This window comes from Proteiniborus sp. (genome assembly GCF_040308045.1).
Taxonomy (GTDB): Bacteria; Bacillota; Clostridia; order Tissierellales; family Proteiniboraceae; genus Proteiniborus.
Window position 1 is genome coordinate 1 of record NZ_JAWRHZ010000030.1, and the last position, 16,607, is coordinate 16,607.

A 16,607-nucleotide genomic window follows, 5' to 3' on the forward strand; every position below is an offset into this window, starting at 1 on the left:
TTTTGAGTTCCCTTCGCCCTTGTTAATTTTTCTTTAGCATTTTCTTATTTTTGTCAAGGGTGGCGGGAGAACCTACTAGAAATTTGCTTTAGATGCACTATTTTTTGACTCTTATTTTTTCATAGAACTTTTTACATTACCCATGAGAATCTAATATTTTAACTCTTTCGTTTTTTAGTTAACTTGCCATCTTCTAACTCATAGATAGAATCGGAAAACTTTAGTGTAGATTCTTTATGACTTATTATAAGTACTAAAGCCCTTGTCTTGATAGCAAATTCTTTTAAATACTCTATGATTTCAACTTCATGTTCATAGTTTAAAGCAGATGTCGGTTCATCAAGAATAATTATTTTTGGCTTCTTCATAAGGGCTCGAGCTATTGTTATTCTCTGAGACTCTCCATTTGATAGATGAATTCCACCAATTCCAATTTTTGTGTTTTCTCCATCTGGCAATTTATGTATTATATCGTCTACCTTTATGCTTTGTACTATATGCAAATAAAAATCTTCATCAAAATCGTTCTCATTAATTCCCAATAGCAAATTATCCCTTATAGATCCTTCTTCAATATATGGAGTCTGAGAAATGTATACTAAATTCTTTTTGTAATCAGCATAATTTATGCACTCTATCTTAACACCATCAATATATATATTGCCGTTACTATGCTTTATAAGTCTTGATATTATTTTTGCTAAAGTGCTCTTACCTGCTCCACTTCTACCTACAATTCCTATTACATTACTCACTTCAAAACAGGCATTAGTATTCTTTAAAATTTCTCTTTTGCTATTATAACTAAATGATAAATTACTAAGCCTTAACTCTGTATCTAATTTAAATTTACTTCCTCCAAAAAGTTCATCATCATCATATTCCTTAATAAATTCTGTATAACGTAAATAAGATACTTTGACCTCTTCATATGTAAATAAGAAACTAATAGCTATATTTATTTGCCTTGAAAAATGTCCTAACAACATATAGAATCCAATAAATTCGCCAAAGGATATATTTTTTGTATGGATTAGCATTCCACCTAAAATTAATAAACCTACCGATGTTAATTGACCAAAAAAACCTGAAGCAAAGTTTAATATTGCCATTAAATATGTATTGCTAACTGTTTTTTTTATCACTTGTTCAATTATATTTGACAATCTTTCAGTTCTCTTTTCTTCTAGACCATATATTTTTACTGTTTCAATACCTCTAAAATGGTTTGATATTTCTTTTGCAAATATATTTTGACTGTTTATTAATCTCTCTTTGCTTTTTCTTATAGGTTTTTTTATTATTATTGATATAATTATGTGAACAACAGACATTACCAATATGTATATAAATAGTACCCTTGACCAGCTCCACATTATGTACACAAATGCGACTATAGATATTATACTAATTGGTAACTCTAGTACTAATCGAAAAAAATAGTTTGATAGCAATGCCAGGTCAGTTACCATCCTAAAATAAATATCTGTAGAATCATTATTAATTGTAACTAAATAAGGACTTTTCTGTATTTTATCGAAAAAATCTTCCTTTAATTTATAATCAAGCACTGATATACATTTTGTATTATATTTCTTTGTTTGAATAGAAATAATAGATCCTACAACGTACAACATTAAGATTGATACAGCATATCTTAAAATTATTTTAATATTTCCGCTTTGCATGATTTCGTCAAGATAGATTTTACTGTATATAAGCGAAATAACATCTATCACTTTTACTAGTAAAATAAAAATATACAACACTTTTAATTCCTTTTTAACATTTGTTAGATATTTATTCATCATTTTTCTGTAGTTTGAAAACAAGGATTCACCTCCTTCTCAAGCTGAACTAATTCAAGTTTACATGTTTCGTATATAATTTTTTTTTGAAAAACCATAGAACTTATAAAGCTAATATCTTTATAATAAGGATAACCATGAATATAGTATGACTATTGAGAATTGTCTTTCATTAAAGGTATGGTGTTAAGTTGTCAATCTAAAGATTATTCCTCTTTTGATTTGTTTTTATAAATTTAAATGGCTCATTTGTGATACTTGTTTAACAATATACTAGCATCAGAATAATACCTGAACAAGGTATTATAGACAAACAGCATTTCAAACAGAATGAACAACAAGGCTATGTTGTTCATTCCGTTTGTGATACTGTTTATCAAAATGACAAATTGATTTAAAGCCTTAAATAAGCTATCTTCCCTTCATAAAAGTTTAAATTCAAGATTTAGTATAATTATTTCAACAGACGAATTTTTTAGCTGCAATATGTAAATATTTATACTTATGATAGTTTTGAAAATTCATATGCGATGCGTATATGTTGGTATGAGGTATGCTGTTGGTTTAGTAATTAAAATTAAAGATGTAACAGAGGTAATCTGTACTAAAGATGCCTCGTGGCAAAATAAAATATTTTAATACATTTATGAAAGTTTTTGTCTAAATGCTGTAATGTTATGAGCTTTTGCGTTACAGCATTATTTTTAGATTATAGATAAATTATTTAATGTTTATTAGTGTTAATATTGTTTTTCTAATAATTACGTAACACATATTTCTGTGGATAATATAATGTATTAGGTGTAAAGCCTAACTAATCAATTGATGGGAGGTTGTACAATGGCTGATGGAACAGGATGTTTTGGGAATAATGGAAGTGAATTGCTATTCTTTTTCTTAATATTAGTATTTTTATTCATGCCTTTTGGATTTGGTGGTAGATGTTAAAAATTTATAGAAATTAATGACTATATAATTTTGTCCTAACCTAAGATTATAGTATTATCAAATAAATAGCCTAGAAATGCGAGGTTTTAAGAGTTTATGAATTAAAAATCTCCCCTTAGAGTTCATATATATTTTATATTCTAAGGGGAGATTCTATGTTATAGAATCAAAAAATCAGCTTATTACTTAATAATCGTAGTACTTAGTCCTTTTTTTAATATTGCCTTTTTGCTTGCTTTTTTATCTTCATACTTTTCTCCAAATTCATTGACAGATTTAATAACTATACCAGATAGACCTATTAAAGCAATTAAGTTTGGAATTACCATTAATGCATTAAATGTATCTGCTAATCCCCACACAAGTTCTACATCAAGAACTGATCCTAATGCAACCATGATTAATGCAATTGCTCTATAATACTTAATTCCCTTTTTTCCAAAAAGAAACTTGATGTTTTGTTCTCCGAAGAAATACCAGCCAATAATTGTAGAAAAAGCGAAGAAGAATAATGCAATAGCTACAAAATAGCCCCCGAAGTTTCCTAATCTACTAAAACCTACATAAAAGCCTTGCTGAGTCAATTCTGCTCCCGTTGTCCCAGTATTTAGAACTCCTGTCATTAATATAACTAAAGCTGTAAGAGTACATATCAAAGTACCAACTATTACTCCAAAGATTGACATAAGACCTTGCTGAACAGGATGATCTACCTTTGCAACTGCATGAGCATGTGGAGTTGAACCCATACCTGCTTCATTTGAAAATAATCCTCTTGCTATTCCATACCTCATTGCATCCTTAATAGTAGCACCTAGAAATCCTCCAACTGCAGCTTGGGGCGTAAAAGCCGAAACAATAATCATTTTTAATGTTGGAATCAATTGATTAAAATTAAGTGCTACTATAACAATGGATCCTAGAATATATAAACCAGCCATCAAAGGAACCACCTTTTCAGTAAAGGAACCTATACGAGTTGTTCCTCCAATAAGAATCATACCTGCTAATATTGCAACTCCTACTCCTATTACAATTTTAGGAATAGGAAAAGCGTTGTTAACAGCTACAGATATAGAGTTTGATTGTACCATGTTTCCCATAAAGCCAAGAGCAAGTACTATTGATATTGCGAAGAAAGCTGCTAATAGTGGCTTATTAAGTCCATATTTTATATAATATGCAGGACCTCCTCTTAACTCTCCATCCTCACTTTTTTTAAATACTTGAGCCAATACTGCCTCAGAGAAAATGGTTCCCATTCCAAAAAAACCGCTAATCCACAGCCAAAATATAGCACCAGGTCCACCTGAAACTATTGCAGTGGCTACTCCAGCTAAGTTACCTGTTCCAACTTGAGAAGCTATTGAAGTTGCCAGAGATTGAAATGGAGACATTCCCACATCACCAGACTCATTTTCAGGTTTGCTAAATACTTGCTTGCAAGCTGTTTTTAATTTTGTTATTTGTAAAAACCTCAGCTTAAAAGTTAATAATACTCCAGTGCCCAATAATAGTAAAAGCATAGCAGGTCCCCAAAGGAAACCATTAACTTTTTCAATTAACTCTAGTATTTTTCCAGTATCCATATTCTAACCTCCAATATTTAAATATGTTCGCCTTTTGTTTGTGAAAAGCTTAGAATTAATTTAATATAACGTTTTCCTTGTGCATTCCCACAATTTTAAAATTATTATATTTTGATTATATTTAGTGACCTTCAAGAAACTTCAGAAAGTTTCAATATAGTACAAATTTTTTCTGCTTTTTTATTATGTAGAATTAAAAAAGGTTGAATAAGAGTAAATGCTCTTATTCAACCTTTTTTAATTTTCTCTACTACTATAAAAAACCATTCCATCAATAAACTTCTTTAGATTTACCTTTCCTCTCTTTTTACTTTTGCCTCTAATATAGTCCATTTCTATTTTTATTTGTTCAAAATTGTATAAGCCATTAGAGTATTCTGTAAATATCTCATTCATATAATCTTCTATTCCTAGATTTGCAAGGTTAATCATTCCGACAGTAGCTGTCCTCCTAATTCTTTGTTCCATAGTCTTGACTTGTTTAGTAAAGTGACTGCAAAGCTCCTTTACTGTAAGGCTCGACATATTCTGTTTAGTATCATGAAGATATTTTACTATATTTATAATATCTTGGCTACCTGCTTCTCCAACAATACCAATCCTTTGCATCACCCTCTTCACTCCCTCAACGCTATAACTAACTTTCCTAGTTTCAAGATTGTTTTGCTCCTGAGTAAAAAGGCTTTGAATTTGATTTAATTTTCTATTCATATTTAGTTTATCCTGAACCTTGCTAATAACACTCTCCACTTCTATGGCATTAATAGGCTTAGAAATAAAGTATTCTATTCCACTTTGATATGATTTACCAATCATGTCCTTAGAAGTTACTTGTGATATCATAATAAATTGAGTATTAGGATGTATAGCCTTTGCCTCTTTCACTAGACTTATCCCATCTTTGCCAGGCATTAGTAAGTCAACTAATACAATATCAGGATTTAAGCTTTGAATTTCCAGCAGGCCATTTACTCCATCCTTGGCATACCCCAATAAATTGCCCAACTCTCTATCCTTTATTATTTTTTCTAGTATTTTTATAATATTACTATCATCCTCAACAATAAAAATATTCATCTTAAACCACCTCCAAAGACTTTCTTGGAACATAAATTTCAAAAATAGTTCCCTTGCCCTCTATAGAACTTACAGTTATTTTCCCATATAAACGGTTTTCCACTATATCTTGAACTACGCTTAGCCCTAATCCTCTATTAATTTGACCTGTCTTGTAATCTATTTTTGTAGAAAATCCTGGTGAAAATATGTGATTTAAATCCTCTTCATTTATACCACAACCTGTATCAGAAATTTCAAAAATATGCTGTTCTTCTTCAGTACTATGTGTAAGAGTAATATTAGCCTTTACAGCTGAATCAGGTATCGAATCTATTCCATTCATTATCAGGTTTCTAAATATAGACATAAGATAATAGTGTTTTGCTGTATAAAAGTTTTCTCCATTCTTAAATAATAGATTGATATTCTTACCCTTACGTTTTATTTCCATTTGCATAGTCTCTTCTAGTATCGTAATAATATCTTTAAAGTTCATGCCTTGATCCTGAAGTTTGTTTTCTGTAATTTCTTTCATGCCTCTAATAGCCAACTCATATTCTTTTTTTATTTCATGAACGTCTCTGGCAATAGTTACTGCCCCATCTGCCCACTTGTCTTTGTCTTCATTGAGGCTTATCTTTTCAAATAGCCTATAGGAATTAGACATAATTCTTTCAATATTGTCCATATTTTTTTCCATCCAGTACATTTCTGTTTTAAGCTGCGCAGTCAACCATAGAAGTCTTTTATATCTCTCTTCATGTTCCTCTTTCATTAGGAGCATTTTATAATACTTGAATCCATTTAGAACAAGCCATACTATAGCAGAACGTACTATTGCTACAAATAATAATGTAGTGATAATCTCCCAATGTACTTGAGTGCCTCCTACCCTTGTTCTAACATATAATTCTACAATATTTGCACCAAAATCGCTGACGACCATAATTAATAGTAATTGGTTAATATTGACTTTAGTTTTTTTCCTATATAATAACGAATAAATGATTCCATAAAAAGTATAAAATAATATCTCCAATTGATATGACCATATAATTAAGTAAAGATTCCTGTTTGTCAAAAAATAAACAATTAGTCTAAGAAAATATACTGCTACTCCTGATACAACTCCTGTTAATACTGGTTTTAGTGCTTTGTACTGAAAAAGTAGTATAGCAAGGAGAATTATTCCTCCAGAGACTCTAAAATCCGTACCTGAAAATCCAATATTTACTTGTGAAGCTAAAGCCACTATTGCTGATGCAACAATAATTTTTTTGAAATTTTTCAATTTAACCCACCTCTAGACTTAGTCATAAACTATAACTGATTATGTATCTAGTTTAACATAAAAAAATATGAGTTAGCAAAGTCATATTTGCATACAAAAATATTCTGTCAAAAATTACTCATAAAAAGTGTTGACATTATAATATTATAGTATTATCATATAGCTTAATATTAAAAATGCTTTGACGGAGAGAAAGATATCTACACTTAATTACAGAGAGTTGGGTAAGGTGAAAGCCAACATTAAGAAGATATATAATATTCACTCCTGAGCAGATTCGTTAAACGGCTTTTCAAGTAGGCGAATCCGAAGGCCCATCGTTATAAGGGATAGGACTGTTAGGTCTGAATAAGTGATGACTTTTTGTCATAATTAGGGTGGTACCGCGGATATAAAATCTTTCGTCCCTATAAGTATAGCTAAAAGCTATATTTGTAGGACGCGAAAGATTTTTTTATTACCCAAAATGCTTAAGTCTAACATAATTATTTAAGGGGGAAAAAATAATGAAAAAAAGCAAAGTCAGCAGCTTAGTAGCAATAATATTAGTTAGTATGATAATTTTATCAGGATGTAGTTCAAATAATAAGCAAGATAGGAAGGTTTCTGAAGAAAAAATCTTTAAAATTGGCATCAGTCAGTTAGCTGAACATCCAGCATTAGATGATACAAGAAAAGGCTTTGAAGATGGTTTAAAAGAGTTAGGTGTAAATGCTGAAATAATCTACAAAAACGCCCAGGGTGATATTCCAAATACAGTTAGCATAGCACAGAAATTTTCAGCAGATAATGTAGATTTAATATTTGCCATAGCAACACCAGCGGCACAAAGCGCTAAACAAGCTACTTCTCATATACCTGTATTATTTAGCGCTGTAACAGATCCTGTAAAGGCAGAAATAGTTTCTGATTGGAAAAATGTTGGTGGTAATATAACTGGCACATCTGACATGGCTCCTACAGCATCACAATTAAAGATGTTTAAAGAAATTAATCCAAAAATTAAGACTATAGGTATATTATACAACACTAGTGAAGCTAATTCACAGGTGCAAATAGAAGAAGTAATGGAATTAGCACCTGTAGAAGGTCTTGAAATTGTAACTGTTGGTATAAGTAATGTAAATGAACTTCCTCAAGCCATTAGCTCTATAGTAAAAAAAGTAGATGCATTATATATGATTACTGATAATATGGTAGCAGCATCAGTAGAATTAATGTCGAAGGTAGCTATAGAAAATAATATGGTCACAGTTTCAGCAGAAGAAACACAAGTAAAAGGCGGACTACTTATAACAAATGGGCTTAGCTACTATGAACTAGGAAAACAAACTGCAAAGATGGCAAAAGAAATCCTTATAGATAAAAAAGATGTATCAACAATACCTGTTGAGAGAGCAGAAAAAACTATAACAACAGTAAATCAAAAAACTTTAAAAGCATTAGGATTAGATGAAAAATTACATTTATTCGAAAATGCTATAAAAGTAGAAGAATAAAATAAAAGTACAATGTAAATATAATATTTAATTTCTATTGACTTGGAGGTACGAAAATGAATTCTTTAATCGTAACATCTATGGAGCAAGGACTTATATTTGCTGTATTAGCTATGGGAGTTGTATTAACATATAAAGTTCTAGATATGGCAGACCTATCAGTAGAGGGAACATTTCCCTTTGGAGCTTTTGTGTTTGCCAAGTTTGTATCTATGGGATTGAACCCTATATTAAGTACTCTAATGGCATTCTGTTTTGGTACATTAGCAGGATTGTTTACAGCAACCCTATTTATTAAATTGAAAATAAAACCTTTGTTAGCAGGAATATTAACCATGACAGTACTATATTCTGTTAATCTAAAAATAAACGGAAAAGCTAATATACCATTGTTTAGTTATGGTTCAATTTTCAATTTAGGTTCTACCATAGCAGTATTAATATTAATTGTCTTGTTATTAAAAATCATTATTGATCAATTTTTGAAAACTGAAACAGGTTATTTGTTAATAGCAACAGGAGATAATGAATCCTTAGTTAAATCCTTAGGGGAAAACAGTAATAAATATAAGGTTATAGGACTGATGATAGCTAATGGACTAGTTGCTTTAAGCGGTGCATTAATGGCCCAAATACAAGGCTTTGCAGATATAACGATGGGGAGTTCTATAATAGTAGTAGCTCTTGCTTCGATAATTATAGGCGATACAATAAAAAGAAATTCATACAAATTTAAAAATACTACAAGGTCAATTGTAGGAGCATTAATCTATAAACTCATTGGTGGAATTGCCATAGATTTAGGTTTAAACCCAACTGATCTTAAAGCAATTAGTGCAATAATAGTAATAGCATTTATTTCATATAATAATTTTGCTACTAACATATTAATGTGTAAAAAGAATAAAGGGGGAGAAAAAAATGTTAAAAATAGAGAACCTATCAAAGAGTTTTAATAAAAATACTGATAATGAGATAAATATCTTTAACAATTTTCATATTGAATTTGAAGAAAATAAATGTACTGCGATAATTGGTTCTAATGGTTGCGGAAAAAGCACTCTCCTTAATTTAATAGGTGGAAGTATATTAGCAGATAAAGGCCAAATTTTGCTAAATGATAAAGATATATCAAAACTAAGAGAAGAAAAAAGATCAATCCATATAGGAAGAGTATATCAAAATCCTTCTATGGGTGTATCACCCTCGCTTACTATATTAGAAAATCTATCCTTGGCTGATAAAAAAGGTGAAAAATTCACTTTAAGAAGGCTAATAAAAAAGAATAGAACAGATGGATATATAGAGCTACTAAGAGATTTGGATTTAGGTCTTGAAAGTAAGTTAAATACCAAGGTTAAGTTTTTATCTGGTGGTCAAAGGCAATGTCTTTCCCTAATAATGGCAACTATGAAACATCCTGATTTGTTACTTCTTGATGAGCATACAGCAGCACTAGATCCAAAAACATCTAAAGTAATTATGCAAAAAACAAGGGAATTAATAAAAAAATATTCTATTACAACTATAATGATTTCTCATAATATGAAAGATGCTGTAGAATACTCAGATAGGATAGTAATGCTAGACAGTGGAAATGTAGTATTTGATAAAGCAAGTGAAAATGTAACAGAAAAGGAATTGATTGATATATACAGAGAAAAGCTTGTACAATTTGTTGCTTGAGAAAAAATAATCTACTAATTAGATTTCAAATAGTGAACTTATCTTTACCTTGATATCATTAGAACAAAAAAACCTGCTAGTACTAGCAGGTTTTTTATCGCCTATTTCATTTCTATTGCATTCTTAGGACATTTCTTAGCACATGCCCCACAGCCTACACATTTATCTTCTATAACTTTATGCTTTGATTTAAGCTCTCCTTCTATAGCATCTACTGGGCATTGCTTTGCACAAATTGTACAACCAACACACTTATCTTCATCAATAAATGCTTTTTTTCTACTTTCAAAATCTGCCCAAATAGCTTTAGTAGGACATTTTTCTGCACATATCATACAGTTTGTACATTTGTCATAGTTAATCTTAGCAAGATTGTTTTCAAACTCCATTGCACCAAAAGGACAGGCCTTTACACAGATTTGACATCCAATACATCCTACCGTACATTTTACTTTAACGTCTTTTCCAAACTCCTTGCTATTACAGTCTACTACAACCTTTTGTTCATAAGGTACCATCTTTATAACAGCCTTTGGACATTCTGATACACATTTCCCACAGGCAGTACATTTTTCAGGGTTTATTACTGCTATTCCATCTATGATATCAATAGCCCCAAACTGACATACACTTACACAAGTTCCTAGTCCCAAACAACCATATGAACATGACTTGCTTCCACCAGAAACTAAGACTGCTGCTTTACAATCTTTAATTCCTGTGTACTCAAACTTTTCAAATGCATTACAACTAGTACCTCCACAAGTTACTCTAGCAACTTTTTTATCAGTCTCACCAGCAGCTACTCCCATTATTTCTGCAATTTTTTCTGCACTTATAGTTCCACCAACAGGGCAGCCATTTACTGGTGCACTCCCATTTGCTATTGCACTTGCTAATCCATCACAACCTGGAAAGCCACAAGCTCCACAGTTAGCTCCTGGTAAGGCTCCTCTTATTTGTTCAACCTTTGGGTCTACTTCTACTGCAAAGACTTTAGCAGCTACGGCTAAGCCTGCTCCAAATAGAAGCCCCATACTACTTAAACTAATTACAGCCGTTACTATATTATTCATCGTCCCATTCACCTCCTATACAAGTCCAGTGAAGCCTAGAAAAGCTATTGACATAAGTCCTGCTGTAATAAGAGCAACAGGGAAACCTTGAAAAGATTCAGGTACATCAGCTAAGGCAAGTCTTTCCCTTATACCAGCAAAAAGTACTATGGCCAATGTAAAGCCTATAGCAGCTCCTACAGCATGTACTACACTTTCTAATAATGATAATTCCATTTGAATATTTAATATTGCAATACCTAAAACTGCACAGTTAGTAGTAATAAGTGGTAAGTACACTCCTAAAGCCTGATAAAGAGTTGGACTTGCCTTCTTTATAAATAATTCTACTAGCTGTACTAAGGCTGCAATTATCAATATGAAAACTATGGTCTGCATATATCCTAATCCGAATCTATCTAATATTGATACTTGCACTACATATGTTGCCGCAGAGGCTATTGCCATAACAAATGTAACGGCTGCTCCCATACCAAGTGCAGTTTCTACTTGCTTTGATACACCAAGAAAAGGACAAATACCTAAAAATCTAGACATTACAAAGTTGTTAACTAGTATTGAACTAACTAATATAGCGAAAAAACTCATTTATATCCCCCCTTAACTATTTAAAGCTTTCTTTTTTGTAAGCCAATTTTTAAATCCAATTAATATTCCTAAAGCTAGAAATGCACCAGGAGGTAAAATCATCAATAATGCAGGTTTATAGGCCTGTCCAAAAAGTGAAAAACCAAAGATAGAGCCTGCACCTAATAGTTCTCTTATAGATGCAAGTATTGTAAGAGCTACGGTAAATCCAAGTCCCATACCTAACCCGTCTGCTATAGATCTGATTGGTCCATATTTAGAAGCAAAAGCTTCTGCTCTAGCTAGTATTATACAGTTAACAACGATTAAAGGAATGTATAATCCTAAAGAAGCATATAGTGCTGGTACATACGCATTCATAAACATTTGTATCAATGTAACAAATGAAGCAATTATTACGACAAAGGCAGGAATCCTTATCTTATCTGGTATAACTTTTCTTAAAAGCGATATAACTAAATTCGAACCAATTAAAACGGCAGTTGTAGCCAATCCCATAGATAAACCACTCATAGATGAAGTGGTAACTGCTAGAGTTGGACACATACCAATTAACTGAACAAATGTAGGGTTTTCATCAATTAATCCATTTTTAAAATCTTTTAAGCTCATAGCTTCACCTCCATTATTGTAAGTCTACTTTGCAAGTTTACCATTGAAAATATCTAAAGCCATATTAACACCGCTTGATACAGCCTTTGAAGTTATTGTAGCACCTGAAATAGCCTGGATCTCACTATCTTTAGGTGCGGATTTTACTACAGTTATATTTGAAGATGTTGATTTTCCTACAAATTGGCTTTGGAATTCTGGTTTAGTTGAATTAGCACCTAAACCCGGAGTCTCAGAATGGCTAACTACTTTCATGCCAGTAATTTGTCCCTCAGCAGAAAGCCCAGTTATTACTTCAATGTTTCCACCATATCCAGAAGCTATAGTTTTTATAGTATATCCAACTATGTCATCAGCTGAATTCTTACCAATATAAACCTCTTTAACCTTATTGTTTTCAGCTACTATTGAATTAAATTCACTTTCATCTAGTGGTATAAAATTCTCAGCAGAAGGAAGAACTTCTTGTCTAGCTTTGTTACTCTCCTGCTCCTGAACTTGTGCAATTAATCCACTTGTTGCTTCATTTGCGAATGCAAGAAGTGATGCAGCTATTGCTGTTATTATGAAAAGAATTAATCCAAGTTTAACAATCTCACGCATTCTGCTTCACCTCCCCAAATACTTTTGGGCTAGTATACTTATCAATTAATGGTGCTGCCACGTTCATTAGAAGTATTGAGTAAGATACTCCTTCTGGATATCCGCCTTTAAGTCTAATTATAGCAGTTAGTAGACCTGCTCCGATTCCAAATATAATTTGACCCTTCTTTGTAACTGGTGAAGACGCATAATCTGTAGCCATAAAAAATGCTCCTAACATAAGACCACCTGCTAACAAGTGATAAATCACGTTTTCAATGCCGCCACCAAATACAAGCATCATTATAGCAACTGTACCAATATAAGTAAAAGGTATTCTCCAATTAATTACTCCTCTATAGAGTAAATATATCCCACCAATTATTAGTAATATGGCAGAAGTTTCTCCTAAACTACCACCTATGTTTCCAAATAGCATATCTGTAAAAGAAGGAAGAACCCCTTCTGCTTGTCCTTTCAATATCGCTAGTGGTGTTGCAGTACTTACAGCATCTGCCCCAGGAGTTACCCATCCTGTCATAATAGTTGGCCAAGAAGCTAAAAGCATTGCCCTTCCAGCTAATGCAGGGTTCATAAAATTATGTCCTAATCCACCAAAAAACTGTTTTACTATGGCAATAGCAAATGCTGAACCTATAACTGGTATCCACCAAGGTGCTGATGCAGGAATATTAAATGCTAATAATAATCCAGTTACTACTGCACTTAAATCATTTATAGTTACAGGTTGTTTTCGAGCTTTCTGAAATATAGCTTCTGTAATAACTGCTGAAGCAATAGAAAGAACTATTAGTTTTAATGCATTAAATCTAAAAAAGTATATGCTGGCTAATGTAGCAGGAAGAAGTGCTATGATTACATCCAACATTATTCTAGAAATAGTTTCATCTGACCTTATATGCGGAGAAGATGAAGCAATTAATTTGTTTTCCATTATTACCCCCCCAATCAATTAGCTTTTCTTTCTTTTTGCTATTACTTCTCTTTTTGCTACTCTTATTGATTGCAATAGTGGTCTCTTAGATGGGCAAATAAAAGAGCATGAGCCACATTCTATACAATCTAATACATGGTATTTTTGTGTATCATCATACTTACCTTTTAATGACAATTGACTTATAAATAATGGTTGTAAATTTACTGGACAAATATCTACACACTTCCCACATCTAATACAAGGGTTAGGCTCTGGGATCCTAGCTTCTTTTTCATTTAAAACCAATATACCTGATGTGCCTTTAATAGCTGGCACTTCATCAGTAAACTGAGCAAGCCCCATCATAGGTCCACCCATAATAATTTTTCCAGGAGTTCCTTTATAGCCTCCACACTGAGCAATTAAATCCTTAAATGGTGTACCTACTTTCACCAAGAGATTTTTTGGAGTATTTATTGCGCTACCAGTTACTGTAACTATCCTCTCTACTAAAGGCATCCCCATTTGTATAGCATTAGCAACTGCTGCTGCTGTGCCTACGTTATTTACAATAACACCTACATCCATTGGAAGACCACCTGATGGTACTTCTCTTCCTGTTACTGCATTTATTAAACGCTTTTCATCTCCTTGCGGATATTTAGCTACTAGAGATACCACTTCAATATTAGTTTCATTTTCCGTAGCTTTGAGCATTGATTTTATTGCATCTGGTTTATTATTTTCAATACCTATATAACCTTTGTTAACACCTACTGATTTCATCAATACTTTTAGTCCTAAAACAATTTTTTCAGGCTGCTCAAGCATTAATCTATGATCAGCAGTTAAATAAGGTTCACATTCTGCTCCGTTTAGGATAACTGTGTCAATCTTTTTGTCTGGTGGCGGAGAAAGTTTCACATGTGTAGGAAAGCTCGCTCCTCCTTGTCCAGTTATACCAGCTTCTTTTATAATGCTAATAATTTCTTCCTTAGTAAGTTTATCAATGTCACCTTTTGGTATAACGTTTTCATGGATTTCGCTAAGTCCATCAGATTCTATAGTTACACACATAACTCCACTACCAGTTGGAGTATTCATAGGAGCTATTTTCTTAACTATACCAGAAATACTAGAATGCACTGGTGCGGAAACGAAGGCCTTTGCTTCACCTATCTTCTGACCAACTTTTACTTTGTCTCCTACCTTAACAATAGGTTCACATGGAGCACCAATATGCTGTTGCATTGGAATAATAACTACTTTAGGTTCTTCGGCTTTTTCTATCTCAGCTTTTTCTGAGTACCTTTTGTAGTGAGGAGGATGTATCCCACCCTTAAAGGTAAAGCTTCTAAGATTCATATTTTTCACCTCTTGTTAATTAATTTAATATTGATTATATAACGCCAGAAAAACTAATTCAACCTTTGTATACAAAAAACCTGCGTTGACAAGAAATAAACAATATTAATAGCTCTTATTATTGTTTTTTATCAAAACACATAGAAAAAGCTAAAATATTGTCGTTAAAATTTTTAAAATATGCTCTTTTATGAACAAAATTAGGACCATATTACTAGGTCCTTATTTCCTTTTATATTATTGTATCATTTTTTTTGCGCATTGTATACTTTTTGACCATTTATGTCTAATTTTTATTGCTTACATAATTTACTTAATTTCCTAATATTATCATTTATATATTCTTGTGTCCATAATATAACCTCAGGAGTATTTAATTTAACCTCTCCCAAAAGCTTTCTAATCTCCCTTGTGTCAAATTCAAATTGTTTGTTATTTAGCTGATGAATATATAAATAATCAATATTTTCTTCTCTATTTAATAGGGTACTAATTGTGCTTCCCATATTTCCAAGTGGTGCCCTGTCAATATGATTATGCTTAAAAATAGCCACTACTTTTGTGCCTTTACCTTTTTTGGATTTAATATAAAGATCTCCATCAGTTCTTAAAGCTGCTGCTTTCATAAGTGATAGGCCAAGTCCTACATTTCTAGTTTTTCTTGTTGTGATAAAGGGATTGTCTGCAACTCTTAAAAAACTTTTGTCCATACCTTTGCCATCATCTTCTATAATAATCTTTAAAAGGTTATTACTTAAATCCTCAATTACAGTTATTGTTACTAGCTTTGCATGTGCATTAATTGAATTTTCCACCAAGTCTAATATGTGTAAGGATAATTCCTTCAATCTCATCACCCCGAGCCTTTAAGGTGTTCTACAACAGATTTAGCTGTAAATGAATTTAAATTGAAATAATAATATGCTTCATTGATATCAACAAGATAATGAGCATCTGAGTTTTTAATAATCTTGTATTTCTCTAGCGATAATGTGTTCTTCATATTTTCTAAAACATTTAAGTCAAAAACTTCTATGGTTTTAATATCTATAGTATTTGGAATAAATCCCAGTGTAGATACAATACTAAAGGATTTTCTGTCAATATGTGCAGGCACAAGTACTCCATTATGCTCCTTAACTAATTGGAATATTTCTTCTATTGTAAATCCACTACTACTTAACAGCATTCTTTCTACTTTTCCTGAAATATTATCTTCATGATCTAAAATAAGCTGTTGTCCAAATATATCTTCATTGTTTTTAACATTAGGGAGGCTATTAAATATTATATCTTGAAAACTCATTCCTTCATTAATTGTTGGAAAATAGCATAGTACATGAACTTCTTCTCTGGTAGTTACTTCTATACCAGGAACTATTAAAATACCTTTCCTTTTTGCCACTTCTGCAGTTGGTATTAGATTTAACATAGAATTATGATCTGTAATAGCTATAACGTCTAATCCTTTAACATATGCCATATTAACTATATTATTAGGAGTCATATCATTATCGCCACACGGTGACAAAGCAGAATGAATATGGAGATCATATGATACATTCAT

The 16,607-nt window shown here is 31.9% G+C and carries 15 protein-coding genes and 1 other annotated feature; of the genes, 3 read left to right on the forward strand and 12 right to left on the reverse strand.

Annotation, left to right across the window (positions count from 1 at the left end; all coding sequences use genetic code 11):
• Positions 1-158: 158 nt before the first annotated feature.
• The 4 genes from ABV008_RS05445 to ABV008_RS05460 form a co-directional block, all read right to left on the reverse strand.
• Entirely contained in the window at positions 159-1,832 is a 1,674-nt protein-coding gene (locus ABV008_RS05445; RefSeq protein ID WP_352418807.1) for an ABC transporter ATP-binding protein, read from the reverse strand.
• A 1,106-nt stretch (positions 1,833-2,938) separates the two neighbouring features.
• On the reverse strand, positions 2,939-4,345 hold the full coding sequence (locus tag ABV008_RS05450) for an alanine/glycine:cation symporter family protein (protein WP_352418808.1): 1,407 nt from the start codon (positions 4,343-4,345) through the stop codon (positions 2,939-2,941).
• Between the two features lie 237 nt (positions 4,346-4,582).
• Complete coding sequence (locus ABV008_RS05455; RefSeq protein ID WP_352418809.1) at positions 4,583-5,422, reverse strand: response regulator; 840 nt, start codon at positions 5,420-5,422, stop codon at positions 4,583-4,585.
• A 1-nt stretch (position 5,423) separates the two neighbouring features.
• Positions 5,424-6,695, reverse strand: a complete 1,272-nt coding sequence (locus tag ABV008_RS05460; protein WP_352418810.1) for an ATP-binding protein — start codon at positions 6,693-6,695, stop codon at positions 5,424-5,426.
• Between the two features lie 172 nt (positions 6,696-6,867).
• Positions 6,868-7,107: a binding site (T-box leader), on the forward strand.
• A gap of 94 nt (positions 7,108-7,201) precedes the next feature.
• On the opposite strand from ABV008_RS05460, the gene ABV008_RS05465 reads away from it, so the two are divergent.
• From ABV008_RS05465 to ABV008_RS05475, 3 genes are read left to right on the forward strand one after another with little or no spacing between them, the layout of a single operon-like run.
• Positions 7,202-8,194, forward strand: coding sequence for an ABC transporter substrate-binding protein (locus ABV008_RS05465; protein WP_352418811.1), 993 nt, complete (start codon positions 7,202-7,204; stop codon positions 8,192-8,194).
• A gap of 56 nt (positions 8,195-8,250) precedes the next feature.
• The gene (locus ABV008_RS05470; protein WP_352418812.1) at positions 8,251-9,150 is read left to right on the forward strand and encodes an ABC transporter permease; all 900 of its coding nucleotides are present in this window, start codon (positions 8,251-8,253) and stop codon (positions 9,148-9,150) included.
• Positions 9,116-9,880 carry an ABC transporter ATP-binding protein gene (locus ABV008_RS05475; protein WP_352418813.1) on the forward strand — a complete coding sequence of 255 codons (765 nt, stop codon included), beginning with the start codon at positions 9,116-9,118 and terminating at the stop codon, positions 9,878-9,880. Before ABV008_RS05470 ends, ABV008_RS05475 begins: the two co-directional genes overlap by 35 nt.
• A 101-nt stretch (positions 9,881-9,981) precedes the next feature.
• Here the strand turns inward: ABV008_RS05475 and ABV008_RS05480 are convergent, their stop codons facing one another.
• From ABV008_RS05480 to ABV008_RS05515, 8 genes are all read right to left on the reverse strand, one after another.
• Positions 9,982-10,956 (reverse strand): RnfABCDGE type electron transport complex subunit B, encoded by a 975-nt coding sequence (locus tag ABV008_RS05480; RefSeq protein WP_352418814.1) that lies wholly within the window; start codon positions 10,954-10,956, stop codon positions 9,982-9,984.
• A 15-nt stretch (positions 10,957-10,971) separates the two neighbouring features.
• A complete protein-coding gene (gene rsxA / locus ABV008_RS05485; protein WP_352418815.1) occupies positions 10,972-11,544 on the reverse strand; it encodes an electron transport complex subunit RsxA in 573 nt (190 codons plus the stop codon).
• Positions 11,545-11,556: 12 nt separating this feature from the next.
• The gene (gene rsxE, locus ABV008_RS05490) at positions 11,557-12,156 is read right to left on the reverse strand and encodes an electron transport complex subunit RsxE (protein WP_352418816.1); all 600 of its coding nucleotides are present in this window, start codon (positions 12,154-12,156) and stop codon (positions 11,557-11,559) included.
• Between the two features lie 24 nt (positions 12,157-12,180).
• Positions 12,181-12,759, reverse strand: coding sequence for an RnfABCDGE type electron transport complex subunit G (locus ABV008_RS05495; protein ID WP_352418817.1), 579 nt, complete (start codon positions 12,757-12,759; stop codon positions 12,181-12,183).
• Positions 12,752-13,696 carry an RnfABCDGE type electron transport complex subunit D gene (locus ABV008_RS05500; protein ID WP_502929749.1) on the reverse strand — a complete coding sequence of 315 codons (945 nt, stop codon included), beginning with the start codon at positions 13,694-13,696 and terminating at the stop codon, positions 12,752-12,754. Before ABV008_RS05500 ends, ABV008_RS05495 begins: the two co-directional genes overlap by 8 nt.
• A 15-nt stretch (positions 13,697-13,711) precedes the next feature.
• Positions 13,712-15,040: an electron transport complex subunit RsxC gene (gene rsxC, locus ABV008_RS05505; protein ID WP_352418819.1), complete on the reverse strand. Its 1,329-nt coding sequence runs from the start codon at positions 15,038-15,040 to the stop codon at positions 13,712-13,714.
• Positions 15,041-15,333: 293 nt separating this feature from the next.
• Positions 15,334-15,888, reverse strand: coding sequence for an ATP-binding protein (locus ABV008_RS05510; RefSeq protein WP_352418820.1), 555 nt, complete (start codon positions 15,886-15,888; stop codon positions 15,334-15,336).
• A 5-nt stretch (positions 15,889-15,893) separates the two neighbouring features.
• Complete coding sequence (locus tag ABV008_RS05515) at positions 15,894-16,607, reverse strand: PHP domain-containing protein (protein ID WP_352418821.1); 714 nt, start codon at positions 16,605-16,607, stop codon at positions 15,894-15,896.